The organism is Mesorhizobium sp. WSM4809 (genome assembly GCF_055811655.1).
In genome coordinates this window covers 23,485-38,955 of the sequence record NZ_JBVVQW010000023.1, presented here as the reverse complement: position 1 = coordinate 38,955, position 15,471 = coordinate 23,485, and the positions used below count along the sequence as shown (strand labels likewise).

The following is a 15,471-nucleotide window of genomic DNA, read 5'->3' as shown; positions in this document are numbered from 1 at the left end:
AAGGCCTCAAAACCAAAGTCTGAATGGGTTCCAGATCTTGAGAGAAGCGTAACGATGCTGAAGATGAAGGTAGCAAAACGCCTGTTCAGTCTCTATCTTGGGCCGGGATTTTCACTACAGGCTTTTTCTTCTGCAGTAGAGGCCCTACGGCTTGCCAACGAAGTGCTTGAATCGGAGATTTATGCTTGGCGAGTTATATCTGATAACGGACACCCTGTAAGATCGAGTTGTGGACCTGCGATCTCCGTCGATACCTCGCTCAACGAGGAACGCTGTCTTCTTGGCAAAACGGGCTGGTCGCCCTCAGTGGCCGCAATTTGCGGGGGCAGCCAACCACTTACCGCAAATCGGGCCCTCCATGGCTGGTTGCGGGAATGCCGGGCTAGGAAGCTAGACCTAGTCGGAATCGCGAGCGGGGTCTTCAGCATCGCCCAGACAGGTCTGGCGGATGGACGGAAATGTGCAGTACACTGGGAACAGTTCCCATCGTTCGTGGAAAAGTTTCCAAGTGTCGCGGCGGTCGAATCTGCGTATGAGATCGACAGAGACTTGTACTCCTGCTCGGGTGGAGATGCTGCTTTCGACATGTTCGTGCAGTTCGTCAGAGAAGATTATGACTACTCTATTGCAAACCGGATGTGCGAAAAAGCCGCCGCTATGAGGGTCCGGGAACCTGGAGATCGTCAGAGACTACCGCTGCATGCAGGCGCGGCCATTCACCACAATGGCCTTTTGAAGATCATCGAACAGATGGAAAGGCATATCGACGAGCCGTTAGCGCTCGAAGACATAGCTGCGTCCAGCTGTTTGTCTCGGCGCCAAGTTGAGCGCATCTTTTCGAAACAAATAGGACGTTCGCCTGCGCGATACTATCTCGAGATGAGACTTGAGCGGGCGCACTTGTTGATCTTGAACTCGCAACTCCCAATCGTCGAGATCGCGATGGCCTGTGGTTTCATCTCGGCCTCGCACTTTTCCAAGGCATATCGCGAGAATTACGGACTGGCTCCACGTGAGGCTCGCTCGGAAGCCCTACAACGCCGACGAAGCGGGCTAGCCACGCGACCCGTTTGGCCTGCCGCTCAGGGCGGCCATGCAGCCGGCCGCCTGAGGAAACCTGCCCAAAGCACCTGATCTTGGTGTCCCCTTCTAGTCGCACGTGCATCTTCTATCAGGCATTCTCTATCACAAGCCGTTGGTGGCCAATCTCTGGATCGCGCAAATCGTTTATAACCTCGGACTTGAAGCGGGTCCAAAGCGCTGTATTGCGGCAACCAGCCGAGATGGACCTGGTGAAGACGCCGGCGAAACCAGCGATTATTTCCGCGCCGGCGATGACGTGCTTGCGAGGGCACGCAGCAGCCCAGCAGCGCGTGACGACAACACGCAACAATGTGCCCGAGGCCCTGCCTTTGGGGGTCGGAACAAGAACTGTATGCCGTCCAGAATTATCTGTCGTTGTCCGGAATTAAGCCGGGCTTAGAATCCGCCGAGAAGTGCGAGCGCGACTCATTCGATAGGGGTTACCAAAACCTGTTCCTGCGGGTTACCAATCCGCGTGTTGGGGGGCCTCAGGTTACCAATCAGCGCCACAATAAGCTATGACGACAGCCCCTTAGCGCCAATTCGGAATTAATTGTCGTTGGGGCACATTGGTAACCTGTTGACCGAAGGGCATTGGTAACCTCTTCTGGCGAAAATGGTGGGATATGAGCCACTTAGCAGTAAGGCCGACGACAGATAATTCTGGACTTGGAGTCTCACCAACGACAGATAATTCTGGACGGCATACCAGTCTGCCATTTATGCGACTTTCGAGGCACAAAAGGCGAACATTGAGGGCGTTGGGTGTTTTAGCCGTCAATAGCCCTGCACATTTCCGCGGCTCCGGCGAGCCTTTTCGGGACGATTGATTCCTGGTAGCGCGAGGGTAGCCGCTCGCGAGCGCGCCGTAAACAGCGCCGTAGCGAGCGAGCGGCGGTTTTGCGCCTCGTCCCGCTCTGATGATCGACCAAAAGCTGCCAATCCGGCGAGGGGTGGTTAATCAGCTCCTCCTATTGCCCCATTGGATGAACGTCGGCCAAATCCCTCACTTATTTGCCGGGACACTTTCGGAGCGTGAAGCTTAATGACAGACTGTTGTCTAAGGCCGATGAGTCGGATCACGAGAAAACCTGAATAGCTGATTGATGTCTGACGTAAGTTTCCGCTGGCTCCATTTGTCAGATCTTCATTTCGGCATGAAAGGCCAAGCACCGCTCTGGGCCAACCTCAAGCATCATTTCTACGATGACCTTCCTCTGTTGCATCGTCAGTCGGGGCCGTGGGATCTCCTGATCTTCTCCGGTGACATAGTGCAGAAGGGCGACGCCGAAGAATTTAAGGGCGCAACGGCTGCGCTTGTGGAACTCTACGGAAAGTTGACGGACTTGGATTGCTCGCCCAAGTTCATGGCGGTTCCAGGGAATCATGACCTCGTTCGCCCAAGCGCCAGCGATATGTCCGCGATGTTGCTGCAGGACTGGTCGAAGAAGCACAATGTCCGCGATGATTTCTTAAACAACCCTACTGGTCCCTATCGAGAAACCATTCGGAGCGCCTTTGCTAACTACCAGGCCTGGTACGAAGCGCTTGGCGCGGTCGGGATATCCGTCGTTGATGCGGCCCATGGCTTCCTGCCTGGCGATCAGGTCGTCAGGTTCGCCAAGGACGACAGGCAGCTTGGCCTGATCGGTCTAAACTCCACATGGCTTCAACTGAGCAAGGAGAACAAGGCCGGCGATCTGCACGTGGACCATCAGCAGCTTTCAGTGTTACTGCCGGATGCGGAAGGCTGGTGCCGCGCAAACGACTTCAATCTTCTGGTCACCCATCAACCGGCAGAGTGGTTGACGCCAGGCAGCTTGGACACATGGAAGAAGGAGATCGCTCCGCCTGGCCGTTTCGATCTCCATTTATTCGGTCACATGCACGAGCCTCTCTCAAGCAGCCTGTCGCAGATGGGCTCGTCCCCGGTAGCCATATTTCAGTCCCCGTCCCTTTTTGGCCTGGAACATTTCGGCGACGGTAGGACCCAACGCATCCACGGCTATAGTGCCGGCGCGCTTGTCATAAACGAGAAGGGTCGGCAGCTCAGGATCTGGCCTCGGACGTACCAAGCCACGAGATCAGGCCAGAGTCGGGTCACTCCCAATTTCGAGTTCATCTTGCCCGATAATGAGAGCACGGTGACGCAACTGCCTGACAAGCAAGTGATCAAGTCCGCAGCCGCTGGGGTGGTGAGTCCCGTCTCGCCTCTCGCGCAGGCAGAAAGAGAGGAAGCATTCGTCGCGACGGCGTGGACAGAAAAGACAAACCTCCTTTCAAGATTCAGGCATCACCTTCTGCCACCCGGGCCCCACGCCTTCGTCAGGAAGGAGGAGCAAGACATTGCTGCCAACGCGCTGACAAAGCGCGCATTGTGGATCATTGCCGATTGGGGGCTGGGTTCGGACGAGTTTGTGTCTTCCGTCCTGCAAATGCATGAGATGTCGGACTGGCCTGTGTTCCGGTTCGACTTGAGCGAAATGTCCGCCGGCAGCGATCTTGCCCAGGAAATCGAGGCCAGGCTAGGCTTCAAGATCCAGCAGATATCGGACGAGCTTGCGACTGGCGACGCGGCCGTCCTGCTCCTGGACGATTTGGTCCTGGGAGAACGAGTGCAGGGCACGATACCTAGAGAGGCAGAGCTAGAGGCCCTTTCCCAAGCTATCCTGGACTATTGCCCCGGCATAGCAATCCTGTTGCGCACCAGTTCTGATCCGGCGAATAGCCAGTTCGGGAAGGTCAAGATCGGAGCCCTAGACGAGCCCGATCTCAAAGCCTACATCGCCAATAGTCCAGAAGGCGGCATCGAGCTGGCGGCTCAGGATGCGGTTGCCAAATTGCTGCTCATCACCGGGGGCGTTCCTGATCAGGTCGACCAAGCGCTAAAGGCACTACAGGTCGTAACTTTGTCCGAGCTGGTCGCGAGCCATCAGGAGACTGGCGAGAACGAACCTTCAAGCGGTTCCCAGGGTCTCCGGCGAGCGATCGAGGACCTGGGCGCCGCCACTCAGCCAATGCTGCAGCGCGCTCTGCAGATGTTGCAAGCGCTGGCAACATTTCCTCATGGAGCTCAATTCGAGCACATTAAACGTTTCAACGGGGTCAACGGATTCTATCCCACCAATGCAACCGAGCTTCGCCATCGCGCGCTTATAGTCACTTCTACTCTTCCGGGACTGGAGCAGCAGAGCCAGGCTGAAATCCGCAGGATATTGACCGTTCCCCGCACGGTGCGCGACGTCGTGCGTGGGCAGATGTCCGAAGAGCTTCTCAATCAGCACAACAGGCGCGCGGCGGAATTGTATTTTGGCTCAAATTGGCGAGCCGGATCCACCAGTTGGCCCCCTGACCGAAAGTATTCCAGTCCGAAGTGTTCGCACCATGAGATCGCGAATGCTTCGGCTATTCTACTGCGCCTACTAAAAACGGCGTTGCGGGCCAGCGACATGGAGGAGGTTATCGCGCTGATGCACCTGAGCGCAGCCTTTGCCGACGCTCTCAACTCAGGATCACACTACTACGGTGCTTCCGAATTCTCCTCGTCGTTCTTGCACACGGCACCGGCCGATGTCGCCGACGATATGGTCGCTCGCGTTCGGCTCAACTATGGCCAGGCGCTGCGGCTGACTGGAGAGCGGTCCAGAGCGATCCATGTATTGGAAGAGCTGGACCCCTCAAAGTTTGATAGATCAGATCGCGAATCCCTCTGGCTTTCGCTGGCATTGGCTCACGGCGGAGATCCGAAGGCTAAGGAATACGCCGAGAAGCTTCTCAAGGCCACTAAGGACAACTCTTACAAGCTGCAGGCGAGATCGATCATCATCCAGAGCGAGCCCGCAAGCCCGGAGCGCACAACCAAACTCGTGAGGCTGCAGCTGGAGGCGCGCAAGAAAAAATCGCATATCGTCGCGAACAATCTGGCACTTCAGTTGGCAAGCGAGAGCGACGACAAGGGGGTTGCGGACAGGTATTTGAATGAGGTGCTGAGCCCAAAAGAGGATTCGGACGACATATACAACCTGGCGAGGGCCGCGGTCAGTTTGGCCGAGCAAGTCCTTGAGCGCGGTGAAGCGCTTTCGAATGCAGACCATTCCCGGCTCATCGCGGCCTACCAGTACCTGTTCATCCAACGGATACCCTCGCTTTTCGACAGGTGCCACCGGGCACTCTGGAAGAGCTTTGCCAGACGCCGCGAGATGAACAACCTCTTCGCGTTGTTCCGCAACAGCTCATTCATCTGGAGGGTTAGGGGCGTGGGAGAAAAGGAGGAGCAGTACATCTCTTCGCTGGCGTCGATAGCCAAGGGAGATGATAGTGCAATTCCGGAAAATCGTGACGGAAGCTATTTCAAAGCGCGCTTACATTCCACTGCCAGGACTCCACTTGCGATTGAAGGCTGACTGGCGGTCGCGGTCGGCGACAGGCTATGACAAAGGCTGCAGCGGCGATCTGGACGAACCGTCCACTGTCTCCGGTGGGCCGCAAACCGCCTTAACCTGGCCGTTCACCGCAAAAACGATGTTCTGAAGACGGACATTCTCCACCCTCAGATTGCCGAGCGTGGGATGGTCCAAATGTTACCTTGGAAACTTCCGGAGGCTTCCAGCATTCACCGTCCCGACGTAGGACACCTGCTCATCGAGGGCCTTCCCGAATGCGCTACGTGAACGCATCATTATCGCAGCGTGGAAAGGCTGCTCCCTACCATAACGTCTTCATCCTGTGCACGACTAAAGCTGGTTGATGAAACCATCCCAGCCGAGCTTCCCCAGTGCCTTGTCGACGGCGGCCGTCAGTTCCTCGTTCTTTGCCTTGAACATTGAATTTGTGGCAGAAAAGCCATCATAGCCGAATTTGGCAGCCCCGAGCGCTGCGAGTAGCCCGCACCACTCGCGGATGCTATCGACCTTTGCGAGTAGCTGCTCTCTCGAATAGCCTTGCCCGGTTTGCTGGCCGTGGAAAATCTTATCGCGGGCTTTCCAAGCGTGATCGAGCGCGGCGTTGAGTGGCCCATAGCGATCGCCGAACTCGTCCTTGAAGCGAAGCCCGGTCAGCCGCTGTATCCCACCGCGAAAGCCTGTGTGGGCTATGCCCTTGTTGTTGGCTAGCGCTTGGCGCACAGACGAGGCCTGATCCGGTCCGATCGCCGAGGCTTGGAATACCAGAAAAGAGCAGATCTTCCGTTGTTGCCGCTCGTATTTGATCCACGCGAGGCAAAACGCATCGACACCGCGAGTCTCCAAGCCGGAACACAGCACGTATTCGATGATATTGAATTCGTCCTCTAAAGTTCGACGCATAATATCCTCCTGCCCGATGTCTACCCTAGATTACTCGGGGTTCGGGCGCATCCAGCCTTCGGCGGAGCTGGCTCTGGAGCATTGCACCGAGGCGTGAACCCGTCACGACCATTCGGTCATAATTCCTTGCGCAGTAAAGAGCGCGTATGCGCGAGAGGCAGGACCCTCTTGTCGGGCCTATCCGTGGACAATGCAATTGCCAACTGAGAAGCACATTGTCAATTGTTGAGCAAATACAATTGTTTAGCATTGGAGCGCACACTGCGGTAAAGTGCCGAGGGTGCAAAAAATCCTAGCAAAAACAACCAACCGACCCCAGCACAATGTGCGCCCTTTTCTCTTGCCATCTTAATCGGTCGTGTTTCGAGATACTTTGTGCCAATCGTCGTTACTCCTCTCGGATACGATAATATACGAATCCATTCTCCTTGCTACGATTCCGCTTTTGGGCGTCGAGTTCCGATGCGCCGTGCAAACTTCCGCGCTCTGCGACGGGGTGTTTTGGCTGCACGAGTGCAGCGCTCGAACCGTGGTGGCGCACTTTTCCATCGGTCTGACAGCGCGTCGTCACAGGCAATCGAGCGCGGTCCGGCTGTCGGTCGATCGGCGCGGCGGCAGGATAATTTGCGTTCCGTCGTTCCCGGTATGCATCGGTTCTCATCCGCCGGAGCGGATTTCCTTGTTCACATGGCGTCCGTCAGCATACCGGCGCCATGCGTTTCATTTGCCGCCGCACCGCTCATCATGCGCTCCCAGCAGCTTCCGGTAGCGTGCGAGACACTTTGTGCTAAGCCGGGTATCAGTTGCGCTTCCGCCGGCGCCCTTGTCCCGGCTGAGGATGCGAAAGTAGGGGATCTTCTAGAGGCAAAGAGGGCTGGCCTCTGGAGATTTTACCTCCAGAGATCGGCATCGGAGGCAACTCTGGCTGCCGACGGAGCTCGTCGGCAGAGGGCCGTCGCTGGGGCTGCTTACGAGCGACTGAACGCGCTGCCTGTGCCGCCGCGACGATGTTGAGTGCAGTTAAGATTCCGAGGTTCGGCCCGCTGATTAAGTCGGCAGCCGTTACGATCTGAATCCTCGGGCGATCACCCCCAGGAAGCGTAATGCGTCCAAAGCCATGGGCTTCTGACTTCATGTCCCGTGTCGGTTCGTCCATGCAAACGAAAATTCCGATATCTGCTTGCTCGCGTTGAACGACGGCACAGAGCGATCGGATCATTTCGGGCCCAACGTGACGGCCAGCCTTTACGGAGACCAAACCTCGGCCGTAGGTTTGGGTACCCGTCTGGAACACAATCTCGCCGTCGATGCCTCCGTCCGCCCCTTTTCCTCGCGATTGACCACCCACTTTTCCAACGGCCCATTGCTGAAATGTATACGGGTCGTGAGCAGCGAGTTTCCTCGCCGACATCTCATCCGCAGGAATACCATTCAGCTTGTAGGATGCTGCAGGCAACCAGGTTTTGAATCGATCTTCGATCACTTGAATCGCGAGGTAGGTTATATCGATCCCTATCCAGATGCGGTTAAGTTTCTCGGCTGCATGAATCGCCGTACCGCAGCCGCAAAACGGATCCAAGATCACGTCTCCCTGGTTGGTGGAGGCGGCTATTATTCGTTCAAGCAGAGCGAGCGGCTTCTGGGTCGGATATCCAAGAGCTTCCTTTGATCGGTTGCTGATAATCGGTATGTCCGTCCAAATTTCCTGCAACGGGACGCCCGGCATCTCATCCAGGTACCGCTTGATCTGAGGAACTGCACCAGGTCTCGTCTGAACGATCCGGCCTTCATCAACGAGGGCGGCCATCTTTGCCTTGGAGTAACGCCAATAGCGGGTCACTCCCATCAACTCATACGAGGGGTTGCCTTTTTCTGCTCCGCCGGGACCTTGGATATTGTCCAACCGATACCGTCGCCCATCTTCCTCGACGCGACGGTAGTCTCGATCTTTGTACTCCTCCGAATATGGCGTGTATTGGACGTTAAAGACACGATCAGAAGAACGAGAATAGAATAACAGCGTGTCGGAGTTGCGTCCGAAATGCTTGGCACCTTGGCGACCGTCACTGTGCGCATGTGATCGCTTCCACGAGATGTGATTGATGAAGCCCTCGCCTTTGAAGACGGCGTCCATCAAGATTTTGAGATAGTGGCAGGCGGTGGGGTCGCAGTGGAGGTAAATCGAGCCTCCGGACTTCAAAACGCGTCGCAGTTCGACTAACCGAACCGCCATCATTGCAAGATAGGCCATCATATCACTTCGGCCCAGAAACGATTGGAGGGCGCGAAGCATGTTGAAAGTGGTTATGTCCTCGCGGCTCAAATCATCGAGCGCCTTCGAGGCTCCGTCCTCCCAACTCCACGTATCCTCGAAAGCTTTGACCTGCGCGTCCCCCCCAACGGGTGTTTTATAGAGGATGTTGTATGTCGCATTGGAATTGAATGGCGGATCCAGGTAAACAAGATCGATACTCTCAGATTGAATCTGCTGCCGCAAAACGGTCAGATTATCACCGAACCATAGATGGTTTTTTATCACAACATTTGCCCCCACTCTGACAAATCTTGCCTGAATTTCCCCAATGAGCCGTTAACCTATCTTTGGGATGCGAAGCCCGTGACGGAGGGCGCGAGCCCTCGGCCTGTGATTTGACCCTGCATGACCGCGTCAAGGACGCCCTGTTCCTTGCTGACCAACATGAGGAATTGAAGCGGTTTTTGGAGCCCGTTCCGGTTCGGCAAGCAGAGATACTCTAGCAATCTCGGCGCCATATTCCCAGTTACATGGCGTGCATGGGTTCACCACAACTTGCGGCGGCCAATACGCCACATGACAACATCAACGCAGGTGTGTCTTGCAGACCGGTCCGAGAAAGCCGCCCGTCGCCGTCCCACCCCAAGCGGCCATGCCGTCAATTTCGGGGAATGGCAGTTTTCAGTCCAGCGGAGAGAGGCCAGTGCCGCTCCTCGTCGATGAATGGGACGCTGACCCGGAAACTAATGCGCCGTGAGGTCGTACATCAAGCCGTTCGCCACAACCCAGAAGGCGTGCTCATATGGATCGAAGTGGATTAGGTGCATGATCACTGCATTGCCGAATGCCGTACTTCTCGGTGAGCAACCGGGTAAGATAGTCGAGGCGCTTTAGCAGCAATTCCGCGAAAACGAGTAGACAAATCCCTGTAGTCTGCATCTCTATCTCCGAGGTCGCCAAGACGGGGAAACTGGATGCTTCTTAAGCTTGCCTATCATGACATGCACACGACGTTCGAAATCCCGCCTAGCGGCGGTTTCGACCAGGCAGGCTACGGAAGCGATATCACAGCGCTCGAGGCACTGCCGGTTTGGACGGGAAGCCCGACCGGCCTCTCCCTGTGGGGTAATCAGAAGCAGGCTATAGCATTTGGCGCAGCGTACGCCCGGCTAAGTCAGCCGGATGGACGCGCCGAAGCGGGGCTCATCAAGATGCCGACGGGTAGCGGCAAGTCTGGCGTCATCGCTGTACTGACCCGCTGTCTTCCCAATCTCCGCCGCGCGCTCGTGCTGACGCCGCGTGAAGGCCTAGTTCAGCAAATGTATGGTGATATCCGCCGGCGCTTTTGGGCCAATATGGGCGTTGCCGACGCAGCAGGTGATGATTGGACCGGACCGGGCGTCGATCCGGCATTGATCCGGATCCTCCTTCCCAATGCTGGCCGCACCCAGCGGATCTGCCGCGAGGCCGAGACACGTGAGCGTGTCATCCTGATCGGCACCCTACAGGCTCTCGACAAGATACGGATCGATCGGGATCGGCTTGCGCGAAAGGCGACTATCGGCCCGCTGGAGACGAAACAGTCGTCCGAGCTCCTCCGGCTCGACCAAATTCTCGCCCTGCTCACAACTTTCGATCTCGTCGTCGTCGACGAAGGGCACTATGAGCCCGCAGCATCTTGGAGCCGAAGTGTACGCTCGCTTTCGCGTCCCACACTTCTGTTGAGTGCTACGCCGTTCCGCAACGATTATAAGCTCTTTTCGGTGCGGGGCGCCTACGCCTACAATTTCCCCTTCCCGAAGGCCGCCGAGGCTAGGATCGTGCGCGAGGTACAATTTGTCGATCTCGCAACCCGCGATGGCAGTTTGCCAGCAATCGATTCCGCCCTCTACGATACAGACCAGGACTTGACCGCAGCGGACAAGACCGCGATCAGGACTTTCGCCGAGCAGCTGCTTGCGATCATGCCATCGCTGCTCGCGGAAAAGCCCGCCGGATCCAAGATCATTGTACGGGCCGCATCCTGGAGCGCGCTCGCAGCGCTCCAGCCTCTGCTGGCTGGAGACGAACAGTCCAACGCCGTGCTGATCCACGATCAGGTGCGCAAGGACGAGAATCGCCAGGCTCATCCGGGACGCTTCGTGACCGTCAAGCAGGCTCAGGCCGCATCCGGCGGTGCGACCTTCTGGCTGCACCAGACAAAATTGCTCGAAGGCATCGACGATGCAACCTTCGTGGCGGTAGCCCTTCTCGATGATTTCACCAATGACCGACAGCTCGTCCAGCAAATCGGCCGCGTGCTTCGCTCGACCGACGCTAAGCGCCGAGAGATACAGACCGCGACGGTAATCGCGCGCAACTCGGATCAGCTTTCGCGGCTCAAGACAAGCTGGGACCAATATCTCGCCTTCGAAGCCGCTGGCGAAACGAGCCTCGCCAGCATCATCCCGGGTGAGGCCTACCTGCCCGAGAAGATCGTCCCGCAGATGCCCGAGCAGCAATATGTCGATGGGCGTTTCCGCGAACGACTGCCAGTTTTGGGATCGCTTGATCGCGACGATCTCCTTGTACCGCGCCGCGCCGCCATCTTTTCAATTGGCGCCGGGTTTCACGACAAGCTCGTCGAGACGGAGGCCTATGAAGGCATCCTCGCGCGAAATCGGTTCGTTGTTCGTCCGATCGCGCGTCTGCCCGAGAATGCCTGGGGATGGACCTTCTTCACGGTCGATGAAAGCCCTTATCTGAGCCGCCATTTCGTCACCGAATGGCAGTTCGGACTGACCCTCATGGTGCGGGTAAATAATCGCTTATTCGTCTTCGACACGGATGGCGTGCCGTTTGATGCCGGTAAGATCGGCGTTGCGCGGCTGGACCGGGGAGAGCTGGTCCGGCTGTTCGGTCCGAGCAGCACGGCACAAAAGGTCCGGATCACCAAGCTCGCGACCGCGTCCTTGGAAATGGCCGATCGCGCGATCCGAACGATGACGACCAGTACAGCGTCGTTTGAAGACACCTTCACCGACTTACTAGATGCCGTTCTGCTACCGACCAATGTCGCCGGCTACGTCAACAACACCGCGCGCTATCTGGGTCTCAGCCGCTCCAAGCTCACTGATGCTAGCGTCCGGCGGGTTAGCATCGACGATTATGTGCGCTGGGCGACCGCCATCGACAGCGAACTCACCACTGCCACCGCTAGCAATCGGGTTTTCGAGCGATTTGCCCAGCTTGCCATTCCGGATCCGGATAAGGCCAAGAAGCCGACGAACATCCTACTCGATCTTCAGCCACTCGACGATTTCGGCGTTTTCATCGCCGACAAGGAAGGACAACCGTCAGCGCCGAGGACACCCGCCGTGCTCGACCTGTGTGCCGACATCGTCGACGGCAAGTTCCAAGTGACCATGATCGATGGCCGCAAACTCGATTGCGCGATCAGTTATAACAGCAAGTCCAATCGCTACATGCTCGCCAGCGACGCCCTAAATGCCGAATTCGGCCAAGGGCTTTCGGCATCGGGCACCGTGATGACTCTCACCGAGCGGATCAACACCGACCAGGCCTTCCGCATTCTTACCGCCGAGGCCGATAAGGTCTACATGCATGGTAACTGGGTAAAAGCCCGCGATCTGGTGATCGACAATCGGGTACCAGCGCTTGATGTCGCAGAGGCGATCCCCGCCCTTGAAAAGACCTTTGTCGAAAAAGGGGAGGTAGCATGGGCGGTGGGCGACACCGCGAAATGGGAAAAGGAATCCATATTCGGGCTTACCAGCCGCTATATCGGCCTGGCTGGGCCTGGACCTGACGCTTACGCTGACGCGCTTCGCGAATTTCCGCTCATCCTGCTCGATGATGATGGACAAGAGCTTGCCGATTTCATCCTTGTTTCCAAGACTAAGGTAGTGCTCCTTCACGCCAAAGCCTTGGGCAAAGATGGAAGCGATAATAAAGCCTCTGTCACCGCGATCCAGGAGGTTGGACGACAGGTAGCCGCCTCACTTGGCTTCTTCATCACCTCGTCACCGCAGATCGAGGATGATCGCTGGCAACGCGGCTATACCGCGAACAGTACGGCTATTCCGGTACCAAAAGGCGCCAATATTCGCATCTTCAAAAATGCAGACGGCATCGCGGAGGATAAGATTGCACCCACGGTCCGCGCGGCGCTTCGTGATCGGCGGATCAATAAAGAGGTCTGGCTGGTCGCGGGCCGATTGCTAGATGTGGAGCGTGCTCGCAACCTCGCGCTCGCGAGCACGCTCTCCAACCGAACCCGGCAGCTAATCATGTATATCGACAGCCTGACGACTGTGTGCAGCCGCGCAAACGCTAGGCTGCGCATCTTCGCGCATTAGATATACGACGGATGCTTTTTGCAGATTGGAGCCGATAAATTGCACGTCCGGAATAAGGCGCAGAGCCGCCGTTCAAAGCGTAGAGGGTTCGTGCTGACGCGAGCCGTGAGGAACCTTCATCCCCCTTTGTTCGGCCAACATATACAGGCCAGGGGCAGGGAAGTGAAACCGCGCGCCAAGCGGATGATTCGTCCATCCCCTCACCCGCGTGACAGCTCAGTGTCGGGGGCGAGAACGGAATGGCAGCTTTTCGGCGACGGCCCCATGGAATGGGGCAGCTTTTGGCAAAGACGCCCGTGAACTCGCTACCTAAAATGTTTGTGGCGCGACCCGGTAGATTGCTGCCGCTTGCGATGGTCCACCAGGTCACGACATAGAAATTTTCAGACCGACGGCCGCCGCCTTTCTGCCGGAGTCTTCCATGGCCACCTGAGGTTGCCGACGCCAGGATGAACCGGCATAGATACGTGGATCGTGGTCATCATCGGAATTGAGAAAAAGGGTGGTATGGTGACTCTTGTTAACGTCGCGGGCAGTGATCCCGCAGACATGATTCAGAGAAGTATAGAACTCATGGCCTTCCCGCCGTCGGCCTGGGAAGCGACAATCTACGCCGAGGTGATTGCACTACCGCGCGTGGTCGTGACGCGGCCGCCTGCGGAAGATCTGCTGGAGACGGGCTTCGTACCCTATGACTGTCACCGCAATTGCGCGGAACAGGTTGCCAACGACCCCAGGTCTCGGCGGCCCGGCCGATTGTCGTTGGCCGCCAGCCCCGCCTCGAATGCCTCTCGCGCCAGCTGCCGGCCGATCAGCCGGGCGATATCCAGCATGACCCGATCCAGCCTGGCCGCCAAGTTTTCTGGGCGCCCCTCGGGGTTGGCGAGGTCGCCGTTGTCGTTCGCCGGAACCAAAGCCTGTGGTCCAGTCCTGGTTTCCTCTGCCATCGCGGTCGCGCTCCCAATGGTGGATCGACCCGCTAGCGGAGGCCTTCGGAGGGCGAAGGAAAGCGCGAAGTTCATGTCGTAGGGCCACAGCGTGCAATGACTTGCGTCGTGCGGTTTCGTCTCTATCGCTAAGGGTCGGGCTGCAAGGCGACAAGTGGGAACGTCCTGATGCTGACATCCAGCCAAACCATCAGTGGAAGCGACCCGTCGCAATCGATAATCCCGGGCTGGTGATACACTTCAGAGAGCGGGTGCTTCGTGCTTCGCATCGTGTGCCAGGAGATGGCCAACGAAAAGATAGAGCTCCCAGACTTCCGGAATCGCGTTCTTGTTGGGGTTGTCGACATTCGTAGCCAGTTTTCTCAATCGGTCGGCTGGCATGTGAGCGGCAGCGGTATTGATCATTTTCTGCAAAGTGCGCCGTGAGAAAATCAGCATCCCGGGAACGCCTTCCGCCAGTTAGTCGCCTGCCTATGCGTCAGAGCAGAATCCCCACTCACCCTACTAACGCTTTCCAAAAATAGCAGACCACTCAGCGTATCGATCCACATTCGACAACGCTCGCGAAGGGTGGCTGACTTCGAAGTACGATAGCTTCCGCGATTTGATCTCGCTGTAGAGTCCAGAGGCTCCGAGAGCGCGCGCGGCATCGGTTCCCATCGCGATGACCTTTCGCAGCTTCGGCATATGGTTAAGCGTGAACCGAACAACTGGCGCCGAAATCGAAAGCGCTAGTAGCCCGTCCGGCAGCTCGCCGCGCTTCAAGCCGTCGTTGCGGAGGAGGAAGCAGGCCGAGATGTACAGGAAATTGCACGATGTGTTGCGAAAGCCATCCTCTAGCTGGCCAAAGTGGCAAAACGTTTTGATTAGGTTCTTGTTGGTCGGTGCCTTCGGGTTGTGGCTGTAGGGATTTGGATCGCCAGCCTCTAGGCGCTCATCTATGTATTGCGCCGGGTAGAAGTCCTTTGCGATCAAAAGGTACTCGCCATCCCAATCGCCTAGCAGCGTCTCCGTTCCCCATAGGTGCCTATTACCCAGGCGGAAGGAAGAAATGTTTCTGTAGAGTGGATGCGAGAGTTTGTGCACCCACGGCGGGATGGCGGGTGTCTTGAAAACTACAGGTTCTGCAGCAGTTTTCATCTCCGTGCCTTCCTCCAGCCCGCCGCACGTGCCTCAGCCTCCGAGCAAAACCATTGCTCTCCGAACTCAGGACGGATGACAGTGTCATCGTAAAACATCTGGCCGGGAACATGATAAATCCGCTCGCCGGTGTTGATCGAGGTGTTGCCTTTGATGTTACAACTACCCGTGCCGTTGCTGGCGGCTACTGTGAGCCGGCCAGCGGGGACGAAGCCGACAACGGTATCGAGGGTTTGCGGTCGCACCGTGAGAAACACAGCCACGGGAACCGTCACCAGCGGAAGCAGATATTGCCATCGCCACAACCGCGCTCGACGCCTCGTGGCGTTCTTTCGCCAGCGGTCAGCCTGATTGGCACCCTGATGATGACGCTGGACTTTGCCCAC

At 57.2% G+C, this 15,471-nt stretch carries 9 protein-coding genes; 3 read left to right on the top strand and 6 right to left on the bottom strand.

What is annotated here, in order from left to right:
- Positions 1–54 precede the first annotated feature (54 nt).
- Both AC0L24_RS30895 and AC0L24_RS30890 read left to right on the top strand, forming a co-directional pair.
- Entirely contained in the window at positions 55–1,134 is a 1,080-nt protein-coding gene (locus tag AC0L24_RS30895) for a GlxA family transcriptional regulator (RefSeq protein ID WP_473564753.1), read from the top strand.
- 1,055 nt (positions 1,135–2,189) lie between these two features.
- Entirely contained in the window at positions 2,190–5,486 is a 3,297-nt protein-coding gene (locus tag AC0L24_RS30890) for a metallophosphoesterase (protein WP_473564752.1), read from the top strand.
- Between the two features lie 330 nt (positions 5,487–5,816).
- Here AC0L24_RS30890 and AC0L24_RS30885 read toward each other — a convergent pair whose 3' ends face one another.
- Complete coding sequence (locus tag AC0L24_RS30885) at positions 5,817–6,386, bottom strand: hypothetical protein (protein ID WP_473564751.1); 570 nt, start codon at positions 6,384–6,386, stop codon at positions 5,817–5,819.
- A gap of 799 nt (positions 6,387–7,185) precedes the next feature.
- Positions 7,186–8,925 carry a DNA methyltransferase gene (locus AC0L24_RS30880; protein WP_473564750.1) on the bottom strand — a complete coding sequence of 580 codons (1,740 nt, stop codon included), beginning with the start codon at positions 8,923–8,925 and terminating at the stop codon, positions 7,186–7,188.
- A 689-nt stretch (positions 8,926–9,614) separates the two neighbouring features.
- Here AC0L24_RS30880 and AC0L24_RS30875 point away from each other — a divergent pair.
- Positions 9,615–12,998 carry a DEAD/DEAH box helicase gene (locus AC0L24_RS30875; protein WP_473564749.1) on the top strand — a complete coding sequence of 1,128 codons (3,384 nt, stop codon included), beginning with the start codon at positions 9,615–9,617 and terminating at the stop codon, positions 12,996–12,998.
- 698 nt (positions 12,999–13,696) lie between these two features.
- Here AC0L24_RS30875 and AC0L24_RS30870 read toward each other — a convergent pair.
- The 4 genes from AC0L24_RS30870 to AC0L24_RS30855 all read right to left on the bottom strand — a co-directional run bounded on the left by AC0L24_RS30870 (position 13,697) and on the right by AC0L24_RS30855 (position 15,471).
- Positions 13,697–13,945: a hypothetical protein gene (locus AC0L24_RS30870; protein ID WP_473564748.1), complete on the bottom strand. Its 249-nt coding sequence runs from the start codon at positions 13,943–13,945 to the stop codon at positions 13,697–13,699.
- A gap of 240 nt (positions 13,946–14,185) precedes the next feature.
- A complete protein-coding gene (locus AC0L24_RS30865) occupies positions 14,186–14,383 on the bottom strand; it encodes a hypothetical protein (protein WP_473564747.1) in 198 nt (65 codons plus the stop codon).
- Between the two features lie 66 nt (positions 14,384–14,449).
- Entirely contained in the window at positions 14,450–15,085 is a 636-nt protein-coding gene (locus AC0L24_RS30860) for a hypothetical protein (RefSeq protein WP_473564746.1), read from the bottom strand.
- Positions 15,082–15,471, bottom strand: a complete 390-nt coding sequence (locus AC0L24_RS30855) for a sunset domain-containing protein (protein WP_473564745.1) — start codon at positions 15,469–15,471, stop codon at positions 15,082–15,084. The genes AC0L24_RS30860 and AC0L24_RS30855 overlap by 4 nt, the downstream gene beginning before the upstream one ends.

Bases quoted from the DNA above. Each gene is read 5' to 3' on its own strand.
- AC0L24_RS30890 (WP_473564752.1), top strand. From the start codon at position 2,190: ATGTCTGACGTAAGTTTCCGCTGGCTCCATTTGTCAGATCTTCATTTC.
- AC0L24_RS30875 (WP_473564749.1), top strand. From the start codon at position 9,615: ATGCTTCTTAAGCTTGCCTATCATGACATGCACACGACGTTCGAAATC.
- AC0L24_RS30865 (WP_473564747.1), bottom strand. From the start codon at position 14,383: ATGCTGATTTTCTCACGGCGCACTTTGCAGAAAATGATCAATACCGCT.
- AC0L24_RS30870 (WP_473564748.1), bottom strand. From the start codon at position 13,945: ATGGCAGAGGAAACCAGGACTGGACCACAGGCTTTGGTTCCGGCGAAC.
- AC0L24_RS30885 (WP_473564751.1), bottom strand. From the start codon at position 6,386: ATGCGTCGAACTTTAGAGGACGAATTCAATATCATCGAATACGTGCTG.
- AC0L24_RS30895 (WP_473564753.1), top strand. From the start codon at position 55: ATGCTGAAGATGAAGGTAGCAAAACGCCTGTTCAGTCTCTATCTTGGG.
- AC0L24_RS30860 (WP_473564746.1), bottom strand. From the start codon at position 15,085: ATGAAAACTGCTGCAGAACCTGTAGTTTTCAAGACACCCGCCATCCCG.